The organism is Flavobacterium acetivorans (genome assembly GCF_020911885.1).
GTDB classification, from domain to species: domain Bacteria; phylum Bacteroidota; class Bacteroidia; order Flavobacteriales; family Flavobacteriaceae; genus Flavobacterium; species Flavobacterium acetivorans.
The window spans coordinates 108,909-131,309 of sequence record NZ_CP087132.1; the positions used below are offsets into that span (position 1 = coordinate 108,909).

Sequence of the window (22,401 nt, forward strand, 5' to 3'; positions counted from 1 at the left end):
TTTTATGTTTTATATGCTGCTTTCGAAACCATTTTGGATTATTTTTCGTAACTTTAAGAAACAGCACACAAGCCATCAAAATGAAAACAACTTTACTTCTATTACTGTTACTTGTTGCCAATTCAATTGGTGCACAAGAAAAATTGAATGCCAAAAACAGCAGTATTGTTTTTGAAGCGTCTGTGCCTTTTTTTGAAGCTGTAGAAGCTAAAAACGAAATGGTAAATTCTGTTTTGAATACAAAAAAAAACACTATTGTTTTTGTGGCAATGATAAACCAGTTCCGTTTTGAAAGAAGCTTGATGGAGGAACATTTCAATAAAAATTATATGGATAGCAAAAAATACCCAAAGGCCATATTTAAAGGAATTATTGAAAAATTTGACATTAAAAACTTAGACGAAAAAAAAGGGGAATACCTGATCAAAGGAGAAATAATTATCCGTGGAAAATCCAAAAAAATAAATGTTATTGCCCAAATCCAAAAGATTGCCGAAGGCATGGAACTCATTTCTAATTTTACTTTAAACACTGACGATTTCAATATTCAAGTTCCCACTATCGTGAGAAGTAAAATAGCTAAAAACGTCAATGTTAGTGTCAAAACTGTTTTTCATTAAGAATTATTTATCCAAACAAACTCGGACTGTCTCCTCTAAATTTTCATTTCGAAAGTGAAATCCCAATTGTTTAATTTTATCCGAAGAAACCCTCCTGCCGGTTAAAACCAACAAAGCCATCTCTCCCAAAACCATTTTGATCAAAAAAGCAGGTACATGAGGCAGCCAAATCTTGTATCCATACACTTTTGCCAAAGTTTTAGAAAAACTGGCGTTGGTTGTATTATCATCAATGGCTGCATTATAAGCACCTTGCATTTGAGGATTTTTAACGGCTTCAAGATAGATCCTACACAAATCATTTACGGAAATCCAAGGCATGTATTGCTTTCCGGAACCCAATGCTGAGCCCAATTTTAACTTAAAAATTGGCGTTAATTTATTCAGGAATCCATCATTTTTCCCCAAAACCAAACCAGTACGAACTTTTACCGTGCGTATGCCCAACTCACCGATACGATCGGCAGAAGCTTCCCATTTTTGACAAGTAAGTCCTAAAAAATCATTGGCAGCTTCCGTCTCCTCCGTACAAACCTCCTCACCATTGAACGCTCCATAAATCCCGATTGCCGATGCGGAAACAAAAGCGTCTAATTTCTTATCGTATTTTTTTAAAACACTATGAATTAATTGGGCCGAAAGCTCCCTACTGGATAGTATTTCCTCTTTGCGGGCCTTGGTCCATTTTTTTTCAGCAATATTAGCTCCAGCCAAATGAATGACATAATCTGCTTGGAGTACGGCTTCTTTTTCAATGGTTTGTTTTTGAACATCCCAAGTATAATAAAACACATCTTCGGTATTTGTCCTTTTACTTCTGCTGAGAATAGAAACCGAAAAACCTTGGTCAATCAACAATTGAGTCAAATATTTCCCTACAAATCCAGTTCCTCCTGTCAACAATACATTTTTCTTCATCGCTATTCTAATTTATCATTCTTAAAGTCTATCAAAGATACGAATATATTTTTGTTTAACTTTAACATCATTTTGTTAAACATTTATTATCTTTATGCGGTATTAAAAAAAGAAAAAATGGCAACTAAAAAATCTAAAATAACTAAAGACTCTATTGTATCCATGTATATGAATTATACTTTAGAGCAAGGCGAGAAGCCTAAATCAGTATATCAATTTTCAAAAATTAATGAATTCACAGAAGCTGAGTTCTACACTTTCTTTGGAAACCTGGAAAGTATAGAAAAGGAAATCTACAATCTTTTTTTTGAAAAAACCGTTGAATTACTAAACAAAGACACTAATTATGACTCTTATGACATGAAAAGTAAGTTGCTGAGTTTTTACTTTACTTTTTTCGAATTACTCGCGGCTAATCGCAGCTATGTTAGCATGAGTCTCAAAGAAGATAAAAATCAGTTAAAAAATTTACTCCAACTTTCAGGTTTAAGAAATCATTTCAAAAAATTCATTGGCGAAATCACGACTGATGAAGTACGTATTCAACAAGAAAAAATTCAAGATTTTCAAGAAAAAGCGATACAAGAAAGTGCTTGGATTCAATTTCTATTTACATTAAAATTTTGGTTGGAAGACGGCTCTGCCAATTTTGAAAAAACAGATATTTATATTGAAAAATCTGTGAAGCTAAGTTTCGAATTGATGAACGTGGCACCAATTAATAGCTTAATCGATTTTGGGAAGTTTATTTTTAAAGAAAAAATACAAAATAAATAATGAAAACAATAGACTATATTCCAACTTCAAAAATTGAAAGAGCAACAAAACTGGTTCAGACGGGCGCTAAAGTAGGCGTAAACTATCTTAAATATTACGGGGAAAAAATAGTCAATTCAGACTTGACCCGAGATAAATTGAACGAAAATAATGCCGAAGACATTTATGATGGCTTGAAAAGTTTGAAGGGAAGCGCCTTAAAAGTAGCTCAGATGTTGAGTATGGACAAGAATTTCTTGCCTCAGGCCTATGTAGAAAAGTTCTCTCTATCTCAATTTTCTGTCCCGCCACTTTCGGCACCCTTGGTATTAAAAACTTTCAAATCTAATTTTGGCAAAACACCCTATGAAATTTTTGATGAATTTAATGCCGATTCGGTTAATGCCGCGAGTATTGGTCAGGTTCATTTGGCCACCAAAAACGGTAAAAAACTGGCTGTAAAAATCCAATATCCAGGTGTTGCCAACAGTATTTCGTCTGATCTGGCTTTGGTAAAACCCATAGCCATTAGAATGTTTAACCTTCAGGGAAAAGATTCCGATAAATATTTTAAGGAAGTAGAAGACAAATTGATTGAGGAAACCAATTATTTATTGGAACTTCAGCAAAGCCAAGAAGTTGTTGCTGCTTGCAAAAAAATTGACAATCTGGTTTTTCCGGAATATTATCCTGCATATTCTTCAGAGAAAATCATTACGATGGATTGGATGTCTGGCGTTCATCTATCAGAATTCAAAAATTCAGACCCAAAAATCGCCAATAAAATAGGTCAGGCTTTATGGGATTTTTATATGTACCAAATTCATATTTTGAAAAAAGTACATGCTGACCCGCATCCCGGAAATTTTTTAATTAATGACAAAAACGAATTGGTTGCCCTTGATTTTGGCTGCATGAAAACAATTCCTAATGATTTCTACATTCCTTATTTTGAATTAATCAATAAGGAAGTGATTGATGATGAAGCTCTTTTTAGAAAAAAATTATTCGAATTGGAAATCCTCAGAACTGACGACAGCAAAGAAGAAATTGCCTATTTCACGCAAATGTTCTATGATCTATTATCGCTGTTTACCAAACCGTTTCAAACAGAAACTTTTGATTTTTCGGATGAAGTCTTTTTTGAAAGTATTGCACAGCTTGGAGAACGCTTTGCAAATGATACCAATCTTAAAAAAATGAATGGCAATCGTGGTTCAAAGCATTTTATTTATATGAATCGTACCTTTTTTGGTTTGTACAATCTAATGTTTGATTTGAAAGCAAAAATTGTGGTAAACGCTTTTAAAAAATACAACTAGTGAAGAAAGAACATCTTCCGTCAAAAATATGCTTGGTTTGCAAGCGACCTTTCAATTGGCGGAAAAAATGGGAAAAAGTTTGGAATGAAGTCAAATATTGTAGTGAAAAATGCAAAAGAAACAAATAAATGTGGTTTGGTTTAAAAGAGACCTTCGTTTACAAGATAACGAAGCGATTTTTAATGCAACACAGTCAAGAAAACCTACACTGTTGTTATATGTGTTTGAAAAATCTCTGGAAAATGATCCGCATTATAGCCAGAGACACTGGAATTTTATCAAACAATCTCTTTTTGACCTCAACAAACAACTTAAAAAATCAAATACTCATGTTTTAACAATATCTTCAGAAGTTGCTCATATATTCAACACACTTCAGGAAATTTATAAAATAGATAGTGTTTTTTCACATCAGGAAACCGGTTTAAAAATTACTTATGAAAGAGATAAAACCTTCAAACGATTTTGTAAAAACAACCAAATCAATTGGGTTGAAAACATTAATAACGGTATTTTTAGAGGTTTAAAAAACAGAACAGATTGGGTTTCTAAATGGGAAAAATACATGAACGAACCCCAATTTATTTTTGATGCTAAAGCTGAAAATTTTCTTCCTTCAGCAGCAATTGTAGAACTCGAAAAAATAATAGAAAAAACCTCTTTAGAGACTATTCCGGATGCTGTTTTTCAAAAAGGAGGCAGCACGATGGGACATAAATATTTGGAAAACTTTCTTGACGAACGCTATCACAATTACAGTTCGCATATTTCAAGTCCTGTATTAGCCCGAAGAAGTTGCAGCAGATTATCGCCTTATATCGCCTGGGGAAATCTGTCTTCAAGACAGGTTTTACAAAAAGCGGCTACGTTTAGACCCACTTGCAGCCATAAAAAACAAATCGATTCTTTTGTATCCCGACTCACCTGGCAGGCCCATTTCATTCAAAAATTTGAAATGGAAGAAATCATGGAATTTGAAAGTATCAATAAAGGTTTTCATTCGTTAAGAAAGAAAATTAACCCGACTTATATTGAAGCCTGGAAAAAGGGACAAACAGGATTCCCATTAATCGATGCCTGCATGCGTTGCCTTAATGAAACTGGTTATTTGAACTTTAGAATGCGCGCTATGTTGGTCTCATTTTTTACGCACAATTTATGGCAGCCCTGGCAGGAAGCCACGCAACATTTATCCCAAATGTTTCTGGATTTTGAACCCGGAATTCATTTTCCGCAATTGCAAATGCAGGCTGGCGAAACCGGAATAAATATGCTACGCATTTACAACCCGATAAAAAACAGCCATGAGCACGATCCTAATGGAGAATTTATTAAAAAATGGGTTCCTGAATTATGTCAACTGCCTATTGCATTTGTACACGAACCCTACAAAATGACCTATTTAGACCAAAAATTCAACGATTTTGAAATAGGCATTCATTATCCAAAACCTATTGTCAATTTGGAACGAACAAGAAAATTTGCCAATGATTTTTTGTGGAAAATGAAAAAAAATCCACTGGTAAAAGAAGAAAGTTCCCGCATCCTGAAATTACACACCATGGCCGATATTGGCGACAGCGAATAAAGATTCAATATCAATTTCAAAAAAATATGAATTTCAATTTTTAAATAAAATAACGTGACGATAAAAAAAGAACTCACCGATTTAGACAAAGACCGCATCATCGAAATGGCTTGGGAAGACCGAACTACTTTTGAGGCAATTCAGCTACAATTTGGACTAAAAGAACAAGAAGTGATTGACCTGATGCGTACCGAGATGAAAGCTTCGAGCTTTAAAATGTGGCGCGAACGCGTGCAAGGTCGAAAAACAAAACATGAAAAATTACGCGATTTTGAGAAAGGACGTTTTAAATGCAACAGTCAAAGAAACATCAGTAATAATAAAATTTCTAAAAGATAGATTCAAAAACTTATTTTAAATGAAAAACATACTCATCATAGGCGGCAGCAAGGGAATTGGAAATGCGATTTTGTTACAGCAATTAGAAAACAATTACATCTATAATATCAGCAGAAATGCTACAGAAATTTCACATCCCAATCTGAAGCATTATTCCTTAGATGTAATGAAAGACATGCTTCCGGAAATAGAAAATATTGATACTCTAATTTACTGTCCGGGTTCCATTAATTTGAAACCAATTGGGAGTTTAAGCATTGATGATTTCAGAAATGATTTTGAGATTAATGTTATTGGCGCCGTGAAGGTCATTCAGCAGTATTTACCTGTTTTAAAAAAAGGAACAAATCCATCGATATTGCTTTTTAGTACGGTGGCGGCCAAATTAGGAATGCCTTTTCATGCCAGTATTGCCACGGCAAAAGCGGGTATAGAAGGACTGGTAAAATCACTTGGAGCTGAATTAGCATCAACAATACGAATTAATGCTATTGCTCCTACAATTACTGAAACATCACTTTCGGCAGGTATATTACGCAATGATCGAATGAAAGAAAACATGATAGAACGCCATCCCATGAAAGGCTATCTCACTCCAAACGAAGTGGCTAATATGGCCGATTTTTTAATTTCTGAAAAAGCAAAATCAATCTCAGGCCAAATATTCGAAATGGATTATGGTATAGTGACTTTTAAAATCTAATCTTTATAAAAAACAAAAAAATGATATTAAATAAAGCCAAAAATTACGAAAAAACAGAGCAATACGACACCGAAACAACGGACATACTTGCCACTAATTACAGAAATATAATTGAAAACTTAGGCGAAGATCCCAACAGGGAAGGTCTTGAAAAAACACCTGAAAGAGTTGCCAAAGCCATGCAATTCTTAACTCATGGCTATGATTTAGATCCTTTAGAGATTTTGAAATCGGCCTTGTTTACCGAAAACCACAGCCAAATGATTGTAGTAAAAGACATTGAAGTTTACTCGATGTGCGAACATCATATGTTGCCTTTTTTTGGCAAAGCACACGTAGCTTACATTCCTAACGGAAAAATTGTTGGATTGAGTAAAATTCCAAGAATCGTAGATGCATACGCCCGAAGAATGCAGGTTCAAGAACGATTGACGGACCAAATTAAAAATTGTATCCAAGAAGCATTAGAACCGCTAGGCGTTGCCGTGGTTATAGAGGCCCAACATATGTGCATGCAAATGCGTGGGATTCAAAAACAAAATTCGTTTACCACTACTTCCTCTTTTACGGGCGCTTTTGAAAAAAACAAAACCCGAAAAGAATTTATTAGTCTGATTTCGAATAAATTAAGCTAAATTTAAATAAAAAACCATGAAAATTCTCTTAACAGGCGCAACAGGTTATATCGGGAAGCGACTTTTACCCATTTTGGTCCATCAGGGTCACGATATAGTTTGTTGCGTAAGAGATAAAAACAGGTTTTATATTCCGGTTGAATTCAAAGAGAAAATCGAAGTTATTGAGGTTGATTTTCTAAAAAAAGAAACACTTCAAGCTATCCCAGAGGATATTGACGCAGCCTATTACCTCATTCATTCGATGTCGAGTTCCTCTGATAATTTTGATGAATTGGAACAAATTTCAGCAGAGAATTTTGTTTCAAAAGTTAATACTACCACAGCTCAACACGTGATTTACTTGAGCGGAATTGTGAATGACAAATCACTTTCAAAACACCTATCCTCCCGAAAAAATGTAGAAAACATTCTCAACTCGAGAACTTTTGCGCTAACCACTTTACGAGCGGGAATTATCGTGGGTTCTGGTAGTGCCTCTTTTGAAATTATTCGGGATTTAGTCAACAAACTTCCTATAATGATCACCCCAAAATGGCTCAACACTAAATGCCAACCTATTGCCATCAATGACGTACTCGATTTTTTATCTAAATCACTTTTAAATCCTATCACCTACAATCAGAGTTTTGATATTGGCGGCCCGGATATTTTGACTTACAAAGAAATGTTATTGGCTTTCGCCAAAGCAAAAAAACTACGCCGTTGGATTTTTACCGTTCCCGTGATGACACCTAAACTCTCCTCCTATTGGCTTTATTTTGTCACCTCAACATCTTATAAGTTAGCCACTGCCTTAGTGAGCAGCATGAAGGTTGAAGTGGTGTGTAGGGATACTAAAATCAATGAACTATTAGAGCTACACCCCATGTCTTATGAACAGGCAATTTCGAAAGCACTAATAAAAGTAGATGAAGACAAAGTAGCTTCGAGTTGGAAAGATTCCCTGATCAGTGGTCGTTTTAAAAGTAATATCTCCGAATATTTACAGGTCCCAAAAAAAGGCTGCTTCATTGACCGACGCAAAATGGAAATCATAAACCGAGAATATACCATTCACCAAATCTGGTCCATTGGTGGGGAAACTGGCTGGTATTACGGAGATTGGTTGTGGAGCTTGCGTGGTTTTATTGACAAATTGTATGGTGGTGTGGGCTCCAGAAGAGGACGTACCAACAAACACGATATTCATGCGGGTGATGCACTCGATTTTTGGAGGGTTTTGTATGCCAATAAAGAAGAAGGAAAATTGATTCTCTTTGCCGAAATGAAACTGCCAGGAGAAGCTTGGTTAGAGTTTAAAATTATTGGAAACACCCTCTATCAATCAGCTACGTTTAGACCTCGAGGTATTTGGGGAAAACTATACTGGTATTCCGTTCTGCCCTTTCATGGATTTATATTTAATGGCATGCTGAATAAATTGATAAAATAAGTCTATCCTAGTTTTATTTTAAAATTCCAGCCTTATAGGTTGCAATTGCCCTATCCCTCGCCATCGCATGATCGACCATAGGCTGTCCATAACCTAAATCGAATTCAGGAATCCATTTGCGGATGTAAATCCCCTTTTCATCAAATTTTTTCAATTGAATTTCGGGATTGAAAACCCGGAAATAAGGTGCAGCATCACAACCCGTTCCTGCAGCCCATTGCCAGTTTCCTACATTGGCAGACAAATCATAATCCAATAATTTTTCGGCAAAATAGGCTTCGCCCCACTGCCATTGAATCAATAAATGCTTACACAAAAAACTCGCTACGACCATACGCACACGGTTGTGCATATAACCCGTTTCATTGAGTTGACGCATACCAGCATCAACCATAGGATAACCTGTTGTTCCGGTACACCAGCGCTTAAAATCAGCTTCATTATTGCGCCATTGAATTCCATCATAAGCCGATTTGAAATTATGATCGATCACTTTTGGAAAACTATAAAGGATTTGCATAAAAAATTCTCGCCAAATGAGTTCACTCAAGAAAACATCGTTTTTTCGAGCTGCCCAATTCACTAATTTACGAATGCTGACCGTTCCAAAACGCAAATGAGGAGATAAATAGGAAGTCGTATCCAAAGCCGGAAAATCACGGGTTTCCTGATAATTACTTATTTGAGTGAGATTGTGAGGTTTTACTTTTATGGGACTTGCTGTAAAACCTATTTGTTCCAAAGTAGGGAAATCAAAATTACTTTTATAAAAATTAGAAAAGTAAACAGAACAATCAAATTCCGTTATTGGAGCGTTGATCCTATATTTTTCTAACCATTTATTTTTATAAGGCGTATAGACGGTATATGGCAAACCATCGGTTTTGGTGATTTCTTTTTCTTCAAAAATCACTTGGTCTTTATAGCAATTTGTAACCGTGTTATTTGCCTCCAATAAATCACAAATTGCGAGATCTCGCTTTATGGCATAAGGCTCATAGTCTTTATTGAAAAAAACTTCTTTGATATTATATTCCTGAATCAATGATTGCCAAACAGCGGCTTTTATTCCCTTTTTTATCAAAAGTGAACTTCCTAGTTCTTTAAGCTGGTTATTGATTTTTGACAATGATTCGTGAATAAAACCAACTCGTGCATCATTTTTTGGTAAACTATCCAGAATGGTATCATCAAAGATGAACAATGGAATTACAGGATAAGGAGATTGTAAAGCCTGAAATAAACCTACATTATCTTCTAAACGCAAATCCCGACGAAACCAAAAAAAAGCTACCGCTTGCTTGTCCATTATTTTGAATTAAAGAGTTGGTTCACCATTTTTTCTCTATGGGCAAAAATCTCTGTTAATTTTCCTTTCACTAAAAGCGTGTTCATGATGCGTCCTAAGATTCCTAATGGCAATCCATAATGCACTACATCAGTCATTTTTACCCCATTTGCTGTAGCTTCAAAAAAATGCTTGTGGTGCCAAAATGCATAAGGGCCAAAACGTTGTTCGTCTATGAAATAGCTCTTGTCTTTTACCTTCGTAATTTCGGTAACCCATGGCAATTTGATTCCTAAAAGTGGTGAAACTTTGTATTGAATGATTTGGCCGGCATACATGTTCTTGCCATCAAAATCAGTGATCTGAAAACCCATGGTTTCGGGCGTAATTTTTTGAAGGTTTCTTGGACTGGAAAAAAAAGCCCAACATTCTTCTATGCTTGCATTGACGTATTGAACGGATTCTTTTTTATAGAGTTTCATGGCAGTCGTGTTTTATATGCTATTCTTGAAGTATAAATAGGATTGCGTGAGGCATTGCAGGCGGTATCCTCGCAGCGAAGCGAAGAGATAAAGCCGTAAAACCCGACCCGCTTTTTTGAGGGTCACTCCCAAATAATATTACATTTTATAATATTTGAAAGGGACAAATAACATTCCAAAGCATTCTCCGTCCTCTTTTCCTAGGTGTTTATGGTGTACTTTGTGGGCTTTACGCAAACCAATGAGGTACTTATTCTTAGTGTTTTTAAACCACTTGAAACGTTGATGGATTAAAACATCATGAATCATAAAATAGCAAAGACCATAAGCGGTGATCCCAAGTCCGATGAAGAACAAATAATTGATTCCGCCTTCGACGCCGTAATAAAAAAGCACGATGCTTGGGATAGCAAAAATTACAAAGAAAATATCATTGCGTTCAAAAGGATGGGCGTATTTTGGCTGGTGATGGTCTTCATGAAAATACCACATCAAGCCATGCATAATGTACTTATGAGTGAGCCAAGTGACACATTCCATGAAGAGAAAAACGCTTATAAAAATTAAAAAAGAGATCATTATTTTTTTTTGTTTAAAAGTACTAATTGTTAAACTAGTTTTAATTTATAAGTGACAAATGATTGCGCTAAAAGTCCGGCTTTAGTATAATTAGATACTCGGATTCTGGCATTACCAATTTCGTAATAGGGTGTGTTTTCCAGTTTTTTAAGTAATTTTTTATAATATACAAAGGCCGTGTAAACTCCAAATTTAGCTTCAATTGGCAATTTTACAATGCCTTGATAGGCCACTTTAAAATCTTCATCAATTTCTTTGATAATAGCCGTCTTGGCTTTTTCATCAAAAGATTTTAGATCTACCCCAGGAAAATAATTACGGTTTAAAACCAAATTATCATCTTTTAAATCTCGCAGGAAATTTACTTTTTGAAAAGCAGAACCCAATCGCATGGCTTCGGCTTTTAACTGTTCATAACGCTTGGTATTTCCTTTGACAAAAACTTTGAGACACATCAAACCCACTACATCGGCAGAACCGTAAATATAGTCTTCGTATTCACTTTGAGTTTGATAATCTGACTTAATTAAATCTAATTTCATGCTTTTCAAAAAAGCCTGAATCAAATCATCAGTAATATTATATTCTTTGACGGTATGCTGAAAGGAGTTCAAAATAGGATTTAAACTGATTCCCAATTCATAGGCTTTATAATATTCCTTTTCGAAATCATTAATTAAATTTTCTTTATCAAAACCATGAAAAGAATCTACAATTTCATCAGCAAAACGCACAAAACCATAAATGCTGTAAATGGCATCTCTGATACTAGGAGACAGCATATATACCGCCAATGAAAATGAAGTACTATAGTTTTTTGTAACTAGCTTACTGCATTTGAAAGAGACATCATCAAATAATTGTTTCATAATTATGGTTCTTTAAATTGCTTTATCTATCAATTCTGACACTAATTTTCCAGAAATTAATGCTGGTGGAACTCCAGGTCCGGGAACAGTTAACTGTCCTGTAAAATAGAGATTTTTCACTTTCTTACTTTTCAACTTTGGCCTTAAAAAAGCGGTTTGTAGCAAGGTATTTGCCATTCCGTAAGCGTTTCCTTTATACGAATTGTATTGAGAAACAAAATCATTTTTACAAAAGGATTCTTTAAAAATAATGTTATTTTTAATACTTTGTTGTGTTAAACTCTCAAAACGATCGATGATTTTATCAAAATATTCCTCTCTCAGTTCCTGTGAATCCTCAATTCCAGGCGCTAACGGGATTAAGAAAAACCCCGATTCCATTCCCTCTGGCGCAGCTGTTTTATCTGTCAGCGAAGGAAAATTAGCGTAAAACAAAGGTTCCTTTGGCCATTGTGGCTTATCATAAATATCGGCGGCATGTTGATTAAAATCGACATCAAAAAACAAGGCATGATGTGAAATATTTTGAATCTTTTTATCAAAACCAACATAGAACAATAAGGACGAGGGTGCAAAAACACGACTTTCCCAATATTTTTCAGAATAAACTCTATGCTCTTTATCCAATAAGGTTTCGGTATGATGATAATCAGCTCCGCTTAAAACTAAATCCGCATCAATTCGTTGCCCATTAACCACAATTGCCTTGGCCGTTTTATTTTCGACAATAATCTTTTCGATATTCATTTTGGTGTGAAAATGAACACCCAGCTCAACCGCTAGGCTAACCATTGCCTTAACGACATCAAACATCCCTGTTTTAGGATGCCAAGTCCCAAGACCAAAGTCGGCATAATTCATAAAGCTGTAGAAAGAAGGCGTATCTGATGGTTTTGCACCAAGAAATAAAACGGGAAATTCTAAAATTTGAATTAGTTTTTCATTCTTGAACTTCTTACGGACATCGCGGCTTATGTTGCTAAAAAACTGTCCTATTTTTTGGGCGGTTTCCATTGTAACTAATTCTAATGGAGAAACTCCCGGACGATAGACTAACTCTTTGATGGCAATATTATAATTACTTTGTGCCTCCATCATAAAGTCGTGCAAAATTTGCCCACTCCCCTTTTCAATCGTTTCGAAAGTAGCTTCAATTTCGGCCAGATTATCTGCAATAGCGATAAACTCATTAATCCCAAAATAAACCCTGTAGGCTGGAGATAGTTTTATGAGTTCGTAAAAGTCAGTTGTTTTTTTTCCAAAGTCGGCAAAAAAACGATCAAAAACATCGGGCATCCAATACCAGCTTGGCCCCATATCAAAGGTAAACCCTTGTTTTTTTAATTGTCTTGCTCGCCCACCAATGGTTTCATTTTTTTCAAAAACTGCGACTTCATGTCCGCTTTTTGCCAAATAGCAAGCTGCAGATAAGGCGGAAAAACCAGAACCTATTATTGTAATTTTTTTCTTCATTTGTTTAGCAAATATACAAAATGTTTAAACAAAACTAAATATTTTCTACTAATTCTGAAATAGAATTAAAAACCCTAACATTTTGAGCAAGGTAACTCACATCAATCGAAGCTGCCATATACCCCAAATACCAGAGTTGGGTAGTTTCATCAATTAATGCCTCTTTCATTTCAGTAACATAAGCATCAATAGTATCTCGAGTTGGCTGAACAGTGCAATAGCTAATGTAAACTATTGGACTAAAATAATCTTTAAGCTCTTTTAAACTCTCTGTAGGCATGCTTTCGCCAAGATATACCCCCTTATAGCCTTTGAGTAAAATTTCATAATGAAGAAACATCAATCCCAATTCATGAATTTCATTTTGTGGTAATGAGAGAACAAAAACTTTATCGGTTTTAACCTGCTTTAAAACTTGTAGTTTTTCGATGTTGACCAATAATTTTTGTTTAATCAAATAACTCATAAAATGCTCATGAGCAGGACTTATAGTTCCTGTTTGCCACAACAATCCCATTTCTTGCATTAATGGAATAAAGACCTCATAAAAAACTTCTTTGAAAGATTTATGCGCAACCAACCAATTATAAGTGGCAAAAAACAAATCTTGATCAAAATTCATCATTGCCAATTTAAAATCACTAATAGCATGATTTTTAGCATTTTTGGAAGAAATTATTTCCCTAACCAAAGCAGGAATTCTATCATCTGAATAAGTAGCAATTTTTGAAATTTTATAACCATACTCATGTAATAAAGTTATATTCAGTAATTTTTGCAAACTAGCCAAATCGTACAAACGAATATTAGTGTCTGTGCGCATAGGCTGCAAAACATTATATCTTTTTTCCCAAATACGAATCGTATGGGCTTTAATACCGGAAAGATTTTCGAGATCTTTTATACTAAAAACGTTTTTGATATTGTTTATCATTATCTAATATTTGATAAACAAATATAGTTTTTTTATGTTAAAAATCTAAAATATATCGCAAAATTTAAAACAGATCAAAATACAAGTCTCCAAAAAAAATCCTTCCCTTCGCTTTAAAAAAAAAAAACTTATTGTTACAACCCGATAAATTTATAAAAAACAGCAAAGTAATATTATTCTTTAAGAATGGATTGGATCTAAAAAAAAGCAACAAAATAAGTTTCATTTTAACACAAACTAACTGAAAATCAGTACCTTTATGTTAAATATTTTAAGTTTTTAACATAATGATAAGTAACTATGTATAATGAGATGTTAAAAAACAGAATTGAAGCAGGTATATTACTTTCAGAAAGATTAAAAAAGTACCGAAACACGAATTCAGTTGTACTCGCCATTCCCCGGGGCGGAGTTCCCATTGGAGCCATTATTGCTAAAAACTTACAACTCCAACTAGATATTGTCTTATCTAAAAAAATAGGACATCCCCAAAATAAAGAATTTGCCATTGGTGCCGTATCAATGGATGCAATGATTATTGACAAATATTCTGAAATTCCAACAGCATATATTGATGAAGAAATTATTAGACTCCGAAAATTATTGCAAGAAAAATACAAACTTTACATGCATCAACGCAAACCTATTGATATAAAAGGAAAAAACATAATCATTGTTGACGACGGAATAGCCACTGGCAATACACTCTTGGTAAGTATTGCCATGTTACGAAAAAAGCAACCAGCAAAAATCATAGTCGCGGTACCCATTTTACCCTATGAAGCCATACAAACATTCGAAGAAAATACCGATGAATTAATTTACCTAATAGCTTCAAAAAACTTTAGAGCTGTTGGTCATTTTTACGAAGAATTTAATCCTGTAGAAGACCCTGAAGTAATCCAATTGCTGCTTAATACGAACCCAAATCAATAAAAAGCACAACCTACTAATTATTCATTTTAAATTTTTATAACATGAAGAAATTAGAAATAGACATCCCTTTAACTTCTGCAATACTAAAGGGAGATTTGGTAATTCCTGAAGACGCAATAGGAATAGTTATTTTTTCACACGGAAGCGGCAGTAGCAGATTAAGCTTCAGAAACCGAATGGTTTCCGACTTATTACAAAAACAAAAAATTGCCACCTTACTATTTGATTTACTTACAGAAGAAGAAAATCAAATTTATGAAAACCGATTTAATATCGATTTATTAGTCAGTCGACTGATTGAAACCACAGAATGGATTATGGAACAAAACGACACAAAAAATCTACCTATCGGCTATTTTGGCGCAAGCACAGGAGCGGCATCGGCATTGAGAGCGGCAGCCTATTTTGGCAAACCAATAAAAGCAGTAGTCTCTCGCGGAGGCAGACCAGATATGGCCATAAACGCCATCCATCAGGTTACTGCTCCCACATTATTGATTGTTGGAGGCATGGATATACCTATAATTCTTATGAATAAAATGGCGTTTGACGAATTAGAATCCGTCAAAGAGATGAAAATAATTGCCGGCGCAACCCATCTTTTTGAAGAACCGGAAAAATTGCAAGAAGTGGCTGAATTAGCCATTATCTGGTACAAAAGATACTTCACTAAAACATAAAACCATCTTAGAACTAAATTTTTAAAACTCCCATTATTATTCTTAATCTGATGTTTACACTTTTACTATCGAAATCAAACAAAATACTGAAAAAACATCCAGTTCTATAAATCAAAACACTGTCCCATAAAAAAAGCCCCAAACGGGGCTTTTTCAGTATAATAACTTGAACTTATTTGCTCAAATACATTTTTCTTCTAGAGTACAATTCGTAGAATTGGTCGTCTTTCAAGTCATCAATAAACAAGATGCTTTCTCCGGTTGATTTCATTTCAGGTCCTAATGCTTTGTTTACATTTTGGAATTTACTGAAAGAGAAAACCGGTTGCTTGATTGCATATCCTTTCAACTGTGGGTTAAAAGTAAAATCGGTTACTTTATTGTGACCTAACATCACTTTAGTAGCATAATTCACATAAGGCTCTCCGTATGCTTTTGCAATAAACGGCACCGTACGAGACGCTCTAGGATTGGCCTCGATAATGTAAACCGTATCATCTTTTATAGCAAACTGAATGTTGATTAAACCTACCGTTTTTAAAGCTTTAGCAATTTTTACGGTGTGGTCTTTTATTTGTTGCATTACAAATTCTCCTAAGTTAAAAGGAGGCAAAGTAGCATTACTATCTCCAGAGTGCACTCCGCAAGGTTCGATATGCTCCATAATTCCAATGATGTACACATTTCCATCAGCATCACAAATTGCATCGGCTTCCGCTTCAATCGCTCCAGCCAAATAATGGTCTAAAAGCAATTTATTACCCGGAATTGTTTTCAATAAATTGATTACATGCTCCTCTAATTCTTTTTTGTTGATTACGATTTTCATTCCCTGACCTCCTAATACATAAGAAGGACGAATCAATAAAGGAAAATCTAAAGTATCCGCTAAGGCAGAAGCTTCATCTGCTGTTTCAGCAATTCCAAATCTTGGGAAAGGAATATTAAGTTCTGTCAGCAATTCAGAGAAGCGTCCTCTGTCTTCAGCTAAGTCAAGTGCATCAAAACTAGTTCCGATGATTTTTACTCCGTATTTAGACAGTTTTTCAGCCAATTTCAAGGCAGTTTGTCCACCCAACTGTACGATAACTCCTTCTGGTTTTTCGTGTTGGATAATATCGTAAATATGCTCCCAGAATACCGGCTCGAAATACAATTTATCCGCTGTATCAAAATCAGTCGAAACCGTTTCAGGATTACAGTTGATCATGATCGTTTCATAACCGCATTCTTTCGCTGCCAAAACTCCGTGAACGCAAGAATAATCAAATTCGATTCCTTGTCCAATTCGGTTTGGACCTGATCCAAGAACGATTATTTTCTTTTTATCAGTTACAACACTTTCGTTATCTACATAACGCTCGCCGTTTGCTTTCTCGATTTCGGCCTCAAAAGTAGAGTAGTAATATGGCGTTTTTGCTTTAAACTCAGCAGCACAAGTATCAACCAGTTTAAACACACGGTTGATGTTCTTATCCATACGCAAAGCATGCACTTCACTTTCCAGACAGTTCATCATGTGAGCGATTTGTCTGTCGGCAAAACCTTTTTGTTTCGCTTCAAGCAACAATTCTTTTGGAAGATCCGAAACTTTATAGTTCGAAATCTCTTTTTCCAAAGTATAAAGCTCTTCATATTGTTTCAAGAACCACATATCGATTTTAGTGATTTCATGAATACGGCTCAATGGAATTCCCATTTGAATTGCATCATAAATCACAAAAACACGATCCCAACTTGCAAAAGTCAGTTTCTCGATAATTTGTTCGTAGTTCGTATATCCTTTTCCGTCAGCACCCAAACCATTTCTTTTGATTTCCAATGATTGAGTCGCTTTATGCAAAGCTTCTTGGAACGAACGTCCAATACCCATTACTTCACCAACGGATTTCATCTGAAGTCCTAAAGTTCTGTCAGCACCTTCAAATTTATCAAAGTTCCAACGCGGTATTTTTACAATCACATAATCCAAGGTCGGTTCAAATAAAGCCGAAGTCGATTTGGTGATTTGGTTTTGCAATTCATCTAAATTGTACCCCAAAGCCAGTTTTGAAGCGATCTTAGCAATAGGATAACCCGTTGCTTTTGATGCCAAAGCTGAGGAACGAGACACACGTGGATTAATTTCAATCGCTACAATGTCTTCTTTGTCATCAGGCGAAACGGCAAACTGCACGTTACAACCTCCTGCAAAATTTCCGATGCTGCGCATCATCAAGATTGCCATATCACGCATTTTTTGAAAAGTGGTGTCAGACAAAGTCATCGCTGGCGCAACAGTGATGGAATCTCCAGTATGAATTCCCATTGGATCCATGTTTTCAATGGAACAGATAATGACAACATTGTCGTTTTTATCTCTCAACAATTCCAATTCATATTCTTTCCAACCCAATAAAGCTTTATCAATTAAAACCTCGTGAATCGGAGACATTTCTAAACCATAGGTTAGTTTTTCGTCAAATTCTTCTTTGGTATGAACAAAAGCTGCTCCGGTTCCTCCAAGAGTAAACGAAGGACGGATTACTAATGGAAAACCAAACTCCTGTGCAATTTCTTTTCCTTCTAAGAAAGAAGTAGCCGTTTTGGCCGGTGCTGCAGGAATGCCTATTTTTTCCAAAAGTTGTTTGAACTGCTCTCTGTCTTCCGTAATATTGATGGCATTCACATCGACTCCAATCAATTTCACACCGAAATCCTGCCAAATTCCTTTTTCATCTGCTTCCAGACACAAGTTTAAAGCGGTTTGTCCACCCATGGTAGGCAAAACAGCATCAATTTGCGGATGCGCTTTTAGGATTTCAATGATCGACTTGGTTGTTAAGGGCTTCAAATAAACATGATCCGCCATAGATGGATCGGTCATAATGGTAGCCGGATTTGAATTTATCAAGATAACTTCAATTCCTTCTTCACGAATGGAACGTGCTGATTGTGATCCTGCATAATCAAATTCGCAAGCTTGACCAATAACAATAGGACCTGAACCTATTATTAAAACTGATTTTATGGATGTGTCTTTTGGCATTGTATTGTAATTATTGTGATGTGTTGTTGCTTTTTTATCGGTGCTTTAAGTCCAAAGTTACTCCGCTTTAGACCTTTAGTCCCTAATCTTAATTATATTTTAACGATTAGGTATAAAAAAAGGCGATACTAAAAAAAGTAACGCCTTTATTATGTTTATAGAAACATTATTTTTTGTGTCTTGGTTCACAAGAAACAGTCAATTTATGTCTTCCTTTAGCTCTTCTACGCGCAAGAACTTTTCTTCCATTTGCAGAAGCCATTCTGTCCATAAATCCGTGCTTATTTCTTCTTTTTCTTTTCGATGGTTGAAACGTTCTTTTGCTCATTGCTTTGTATCTTTAAAATCTTATTTATATGTCTACTTAATTTTAGAACAACCGTTGTCCCAAAACCGAGTGCAAATATACAAAGACTTTTTTTTCATGCAAGCAGTTTTATAAAAATATTTTTAATTCCTTTTACTATCTTTGCAATCTTAAAATATACACATACCATGTTAAACAAGAATATCAAACTTATTATCGCTGGACTGATCGTAATTACAAGTATTTGGCAATTTACGGAAAACAATATTGGTAATGGAATCTTCCTTATATTATTGACTGCAATCCCTATTTTTCTATACTTTAAAAACGAATTTATCTTACTTGCCTTCTTAAAATTAAGAAAACAGGATTTTGAAGGAGCTAAAAAATGGCTTGCCTTTATCAAAAAACCAGAATCTGCCTTAGTAAAAAAACAACAGGGATATTTTAATTACCTTCATGGAATCATGCTATCGCAAACTAATATCAACCAAGCAGAAAAATATTTCAAAAAAGCAATCGAATTAGGATTGTCTATGGATATGGATTTAGCTGTTGCCAAATTAAATCTTGCTGGTGTTGCCATGTCAAGAAGACGAAAACTAGAAGCTACCACTCTTTTGAACGAAGCCAAAAGACTCGACAAACAAGGCATGCTGAAAGAACAAATCACGATGATGAAAGATCAAATGAAAAAAATATAATTAGACAAAAAAACATCCGCAATTGCGGATGTTTTTTTTTAAAAACCAAATAATAAAACTATTTGTCCACTTGAGCCTCTTTCCCTAAAATAATACTTGGCAAATGAGCATTAAACCACCTGTATTTATTGAGAATCATCACATGGGTTCCCCCTTCGACCACGATACAATCCTTGATGTATTTTATTGGAAAAACATCGTCCAGATTGCCGTGAATATGAATTACATCTGGATCAACCACTGTCCTATCCCACATGATCACTTTTTCTACCGCCCATTCCAGATAACCAATATCACGAACTGACAGAAATTTTTCATACAATTTAATTCTATAATTTATTTTTTCGCCAAAAGAAAATTTAGCCAAATTCTCTAAATTCAAAATCAAATTCATCGGAATCAATTTATAAGCCTTGGTCGCTTTGGCTACTTTCATTCTTCGCGGAAATTCTAAATTGCTTTTCACACTTGAAACGATAATCACTTTTCTTGTAGCGATATGTCTTGCCATTTCCTGCACTAAAATCCCACCAAACGACACCCCAATCAAAACGGGATTTTCATGTTTAATTTTTCCGGACATTCTTTTAGCATATTCATCCAAAGACTCTTTATTCAGGGGGATTTCCCACTCCAATAACTGAATATCAAAAACGTCTTCAGGAAGCTTAATTCGTTCAAATATCAAAGCACTTGCTGCCAATCCTGGCATAAAATAAACGGGGATTTTACTCATATTCCTTTTAACTTTTATCAACGTTTTTCTGATCAAACAGCATTAATTGATTATAAAATTAATTTTTTTTATTGAAATTTACTTCGATTCCACCATTATATTGGCGTTAAATTTGCACCAGCTAATTTCACAACCAAAAATACCCTAAGACAACTTCATCAAACACCATTAAAACTACCCAAAAACAGAAAAATCATAAAACAACAGCCGCTTTAAACAAACAGCTTTATGACAACTCCTTGCAAAAACAACAGCAAACCATAAAAACGTTTGATATTGAAAATCAATTCAATACCTTTGTGCAAAATATTTTCAGCAATACAAAAATGACGAAAATGCTTTTTCGACCTATGAAAGTTGAAAAACAAAATGAATTGTTTTTCAGAATCAAACCTAAAAAAAGCTTTTATTCATTGACACAAAAAAACAAGAAACAAACTGTCATAGCAGCCATTTTCAAGTTATTCAAAACCAGCTGCACACCCTTAAAACAATTATATCCTTGGGCAATAATTATCCCAATCTTAACTTTTATAAATAAACTATAATGAAGCAGTCTATCGAGATGGAAATAAAAGACAATACTTTTGCAAGACAATTCGAAACAACAGCTGAAGAAGGATTAGTTTCAGTTGAATATTCCTTTCAGGAAAGGAAAATATTTTTAACCAAAATCAACACCCCAGATCATTTTGACAATGAAGAATTCATAGCTCGATTACTCGCAGAAATCATGGCTATTGCCATCGAAAAGAAGCTAAAAGTAGTTCCAATACTTCCTAAAATTGTCACTTTTTTCAAGAAAAATCCAGAATATAAAGAGCTATTACCACCAGGAATCCGCCTATAAAAAAAGACTGAATCAATACCTGATTAAGAGCTTTAAAGTTCGGCTTAAACAGCAATAGAAAAAGCAAACCCATTTTATTTTCACATTCCAGGAGGTCTCGATTTCTTAGTCTCGGTTTTCGATTGTCGTTCTATTTTTCTTATCTCACCGTTTGACTGCCTTGTTGCCGGGGGAGCTTGACGTTTAGTCTCCGGTTTATTTTGAGGTCTTGTCGTAGGTGGCGATTGACGTCGCTCTGCAGGTCTACTTTCCGGCCTAGTTATAGGTACCGATTGACGTTTTTCTGCGGGTCTGCTTTCAGACCTAGTTGTAGGTGGCAATTGACGTTTTTCTGTCGATCTTTTTTCTGTCCTTACAGATGGTCTTGTATTAGGTCTTGTTAAAACCTCCGGACGATTAAAATTACGCCCTTCATAAGTACGATCATACACTCCACTCCTTCTATAATCCCTTACTAACGGTGAAACATTTCTTATTTTCGCATAATTACGATAATAAACGGGATATCTTACAGATACAGTTCTACGATAAAAATTATTCTGATAATAACTGCGATGATAATTCCAATAATTATAATAATAAATTGGACGCCAAGGATTCCAATAGACCGGATAATATCCCCAATACCAAGGAGACACATAAACTCTAAACGAAGGAGAAAATAAATTAACAACAATAGGCCAGTCGTTAATATAAAAACCAATATTTCCACTCACGGAGCCAAAAGAGTTCCTATCGGGATAAATATAACCCGGATTTGGCGTTCTTCTGGTATAAATTGGTCCAGAAGGTTCAATTATATAATCTTCACCATACAAATCAACATCCCCAATAATCTGAATAAAAACAGTCCCCCTATTTGTTTTAGTAACTTCAATTACCGCGATATCTTGAAAACCTCTATCATTTACCAAATCACGAAGCACTATTAAAGTCGTATTTCCTTCCTGATGACTAACAACCCCTATATAATCAATGAAATTATCATTATTAAGGTCTAGATTATTGATATTGTTTTCTCTATTATTTATTGCTCTTTCAAATCCCTCCAGTGTTTCTGATTTCTGAAAAACATCCAAAACAGCATAAAGATTAAAATTATCCCCAGGAAAACCTAAAGCAACTGGCTGCGTTTCTGTTTGAGAAAATAAAGGAAAAACCAGCCCGCCAGCCATTAACACCACAAGGGTCAAAATCAACTTTTTCATGATTTCAAATT

The 22,401-nt window shown here is 34.9% G+C and carries 24 protein-coding genes; 13 read left to right on the forward strand and 11 right to left on the reverse strand.

The window, feature by feature from the left end; all coding sequences use genetic code 11:
* Nucleotides 1-80 precede the first annotated feature (80 nt).
* Nucleotides 81-620 (forward strand): YceI family protein, encoded by a 540-nt coding sequence (locus tag LNP19_RS00450; RefSeq protein ID WP_230062858.1) that lies wholly within the window; start codon nt 81-83, stop codon nt 618-620.
* Nucleotides 621-623: 3 nt separating this feature from the next.
* Here LNP19_RS00450 and LNP19_RS00455 read toward each other — a convergent pair whose 3' ends face one another.
* A complete protein-coding gene (locus LNP19_RS00455) occupies nt 624-1,538 on the reverse strand; it encodes a TIGR01777 family oxidoreductase (RefSeq protein ID WP_230062859.1) in 915 nt (304 codons plus the stop codon).
* 117 nt (nt 1,539-1,655) lie between these two features.
* On the opposite strand from LNP19_RS00455, the gene LNP19_RS00460 reads away from it, so the two are divergent.
* From LNP19_RS00460 to LNP19_RS00495, 8 genes are all read left to right on the forward strand, one after another.
* A complete protein-coding gene (locus LNP19_RS00460) occupies nt 1,656-2,315 on the forward strand; it encodes a TetR family transcriptional regulator C-terminal domain-containing protein (protein ID WP_230062860.1) in 660 nt (219 codons plus the stop codon).
* The gene (locus LNP19_RS00465) at nt 2,315-3,616 is read left to right on the forward strand and encodes an ABC1 kinase family protein (protein WP_230062861.1); all 1,302 of its coding nucleotides are present in this window, start codon (nt 2,315-2,317) and stop codon (nt 3,614-3,616) included. The genes LNP19_RS00460 and LNP19_RS00465 overlap by 1 nt, the downstream gene beginning before the upstream one ends.
* Nucleotides 3,616-3,744 carry a DUF2256 domain-containing protein gene (locus tag LNP19_RS00470; protein WP_230062862.1) on the forward strand — a complete coding sequence of 43 codons (129 nt, stop codon included), beginning with the start codon at nt 3,616-3,618 and terminating at the stop codon, nt 3,742-3,744. The genes LNP19_RS00465 and LNP19_RS00470 overlap by 1 nt, the downstream gene beginning before the upstream one ends.
* Nucleotides 3,726-5,204: a cryptochrome/deoxyribodipyrimidine photo-lyase family protein gene (locus tag LNP19_RS00475; RefSeq protein WP_230062863.1), complete on the forward strand. Its 1,479-nt coding sequence runs from the start codon at nt 3,726-3,728 to the stop codon at nt 5,202-5,204. Before LNP19_RS00470 ends, LNP19_RS00475 begins: the two co-directional genes overlap by 19 nt.
* A 105-nt stretch (nt 5,205-5,309) precedes the next feature.
* Complete coding sequence (locus LNP19_RS00480; protein WP_230064194.1) at nt 5,310-5,543, forward strand: TIGR03643 family protein; 234 nt, start codon at nt 5,310-5,312, stop codon at nt 5,541-5,543.
* A gap of 19 nt (nt 5,544-5,562) precedes the next feature.
* The gene (locus tag LNP19_RS00485) at nt 5,563-6,246 is read left to right on the forward strand and encodes an SDR family NAD(P)-dependent oxidoreductase (RefSeq protein ID WP_230062864.1); all 684 of its coding nucleotides are present in this window, start codon (nt 5,563-5,565) and stop codon (nt 6,244-6,246) included.
* 20 nt (nt 6,247-6,266) lie between these two features.
* A complete protein-coding gene (gene folE, locus LNP19_RS00490; RefSeq protein WP_230062865.1) occupies nt 6,267-6,881 on the forward strand; it encodes a GTP cyclohydrolase I FolE in 615 nt (204 codons plus the stop codon).
* A 16-nt stretch (nt 6,882-6,897) separates the two neighbouring features.
* Complete coding sequence (locus LNP19_RS00495) at nt 6,898-8,316, forward strand: SDR family oxidoreductase (protein ID WP_230062866.1); 1,419 nt, start codon at nt 6,898-6,900, stop codon at nt 8,314-8,316.
* Nucleotides 8,317-8,329: 13 nt separating this feature from the next.
* Here LNP19_RS00495 and LNP19_RS00500 read toward each other — a convergent pair whose 3' ends face one another.
* The 6 genes from LNP19_RS00500 to LNP19_RS00525 form a co-directional block, all read right to left on the reverse strand.
* Nucleotides 8,330-9,625, reverse strand: coding sequence for a cryptochrome/photolyase family protein (locus tag LNP19_RS00500; protein WP_230062867.1), 1,296 nt, complete (start codon nt 9,623-9,625; stop codon nt 8,330-8,332).
* Nucleotides 9,625-10,086 (reverse strand): SRPBCC family protein, encoded by a 462-nt coding sequence (locus LNP19_RS00505; protein ID WP_230062868.1) that lies wholly within the window; start codon nt 10,084-10,086, stop codon nt 9,625-9,627. The genes LNP19_RS00500 and LNP19_RS00505 overlap by 1 nt, the downstream gene beginning before the upstream one ends.
* A gap of 138 nt (nt 10,087-10,224) precedes the next feature.
* A complete protein-coding gene (locus tag LNP19_RS00510; protein ID WP_230062869.1) occupies nt 10,225-10,665 on the reverse strand; it encodes a sterol desaturase family protein in 441 nt (146 codons plus the stop codon).
* A 29-nt stretch (nt 10,666-10,694) separates the two neighbouring features.
* On the reverse strand, nt 10,695-11,534 hold the full coding sequence (locus LNP19_RS00515) for a phytoene/squalene synthase family protein (protein ID WP_230062870.1): 840 nt from the start codon (nt 11,532-11,534) through the stop codon (nt 10,695-10,697).
* Between the two features lie 12 nt (nt 11,535-11,546).
* Nucleotides 11,547-13,007 carry a phytoene desaturase family protein gene (locus tag LNP19_RS00520; protein ID WP_230062871.1) on the reverse strand — a complete coding sequence of 487 codons (1,461 nt, stop codon included), beginning with the start codon at nt 13,005-13,007 and terminating at the stop codon, nt 11,547-11,549.
* Between the two features lie 34 nt (nt 13,008-13,041).
* Nucleotides 13,042-13,941: a MerR family transcriptional regulator gene (locus tag LNP19_RS00525; protein ID WP_230062872.1), complete on the reverse strand. Its 900-nt coding sequence runs from the start codon at nt 13,939-13,941 to the stop codon at nt 13,042-13,044.
* A 312-nt stretch (nt 13,942-14,253) separates the two neighbouring features.
* Between LNP19_RS00525 and LNP19_RS00530 the strand changes: the two genes are divergently transcribed.
* The gene (locus LNP19_RS00530) at nt 14,254-14,877 is read left to right on the forward strand and encodes a phosphoribosyltransferase (RefSeq protein ID WP_230062873.1); all 624 of its coding nucleotides are present in this window, start codon (nt 14,254-14,256) and stop codon (nt 14,875-14,877) included.
* A gap of 41 nt (nt 14,878-14,918) precedes the next feature.
* Nucleotides 14,919-15,557 carry a dienelactone hydrolase family protein gene (locus tag LNP19_RS00535; protein WP_230062874.1) on the forward strand — a complete coding sequence of 213 codons (639 nt, stop codon included), beginning with the start codon at nt 14,919-14,921 and terminating at the stop codon, nt 15,555-15,557.
* Between the two features lie 172 nt (nt 15,558-15,729).
* Here LNP19_RS00535 and carB read toward each other — a convergent pair whose 3' ends face one another.
* Nucleotides 15,730-18,585, reverse strand: a complete 2,856-nt coding sequence (gene carB / locus LNP19_RS00540) for a carbamoyl-phosphate synthase large subunit (protein ID WP_230062875.1) — start codon at nt 18,583-18,585, stop codon at nt 15,730-15,732.
* Nucleotides 18,586-18,751: 166 nt separating this feature from the next.
* The gene (gene rpmH, locus LNP19_RS00545) at nt 18,752-18,913 is read right to left on the reverse strand and encodes a 50S ribosomal protein L34 (protein ID WP_007136275.1); all 162 of its coding nucleotides are present in this window, start codon (nt 18,911-18,913) and stop codon (nt 18,752-18,754) included.
* Between the two features lie 167 nt (nt 18,914-19,080).
* Between rpmH and LNP19_RS00550 the strand changes: the two genes are divergently transcribed.
* Nucleotides 19,081-19,596 carry a DUF2892 domain-containing protein gene (locus LNP19_RS00550; RefSeq protein WP_230062876.1) on the forward strand — a complete coding sequence of 172 codons (516 nt, stop codon included), beginning with the start codon at nt 19,081-19,083 and terminating at the stop codon, nt 19,594-19,596.
* Nucleotides 19,597-19,654: 58 nt separating this feature from the next.
* Here the strand turns inward: LNP19_RS00550 and LNP19_RS00555 are convergent, their stop codons facing one another.
* On the reverse strand, nt 19,655-20,332 hold the full coding sequence (locus LNP19_RS00555; protein WP_230062877.1) for an alpha/beta hydrolase: 678 nt from the start codon (nt 20,330-20,332) through the stop codon (nt 19,655-19,657).
* A gap of 565 nt (nt 20,333-20,897) precedes the next feature.
* On the opposite strand from LNP19_RS00555, the gene LNP19_RS00560 reads away from it, so the two are divergent.
* Entirely contained in the window at nt 20,898-21,182 is a 285-nt protein-coding gene (locus LNP19_RS00560; protein ID WP_230064195.1) for a GNAT family N-acetyltransferase, read from the forward strand.
* An 80-nt stretch (nt 21,183-21,262) separates the two neighbouring features.
* Here LNP19_RS00560 and LNP19_RS00565 read toward each other — a convergent pair whose 3' ends face one another.
* The gene (locus LNP19_RS00565) at nt 21,263-22,390 is read right to left on the reverse strand and encodes a hypothetical protein (RefSeq protein WP_230062878.1); all 1,128 of its coding nucleotides are present in this window, start codon (nt 22,388-22,390) and stop codon (nt 21,263-21,265) included.
* Nucleotides 22,391-22,401: the final 11 nt, after the last annotated feature.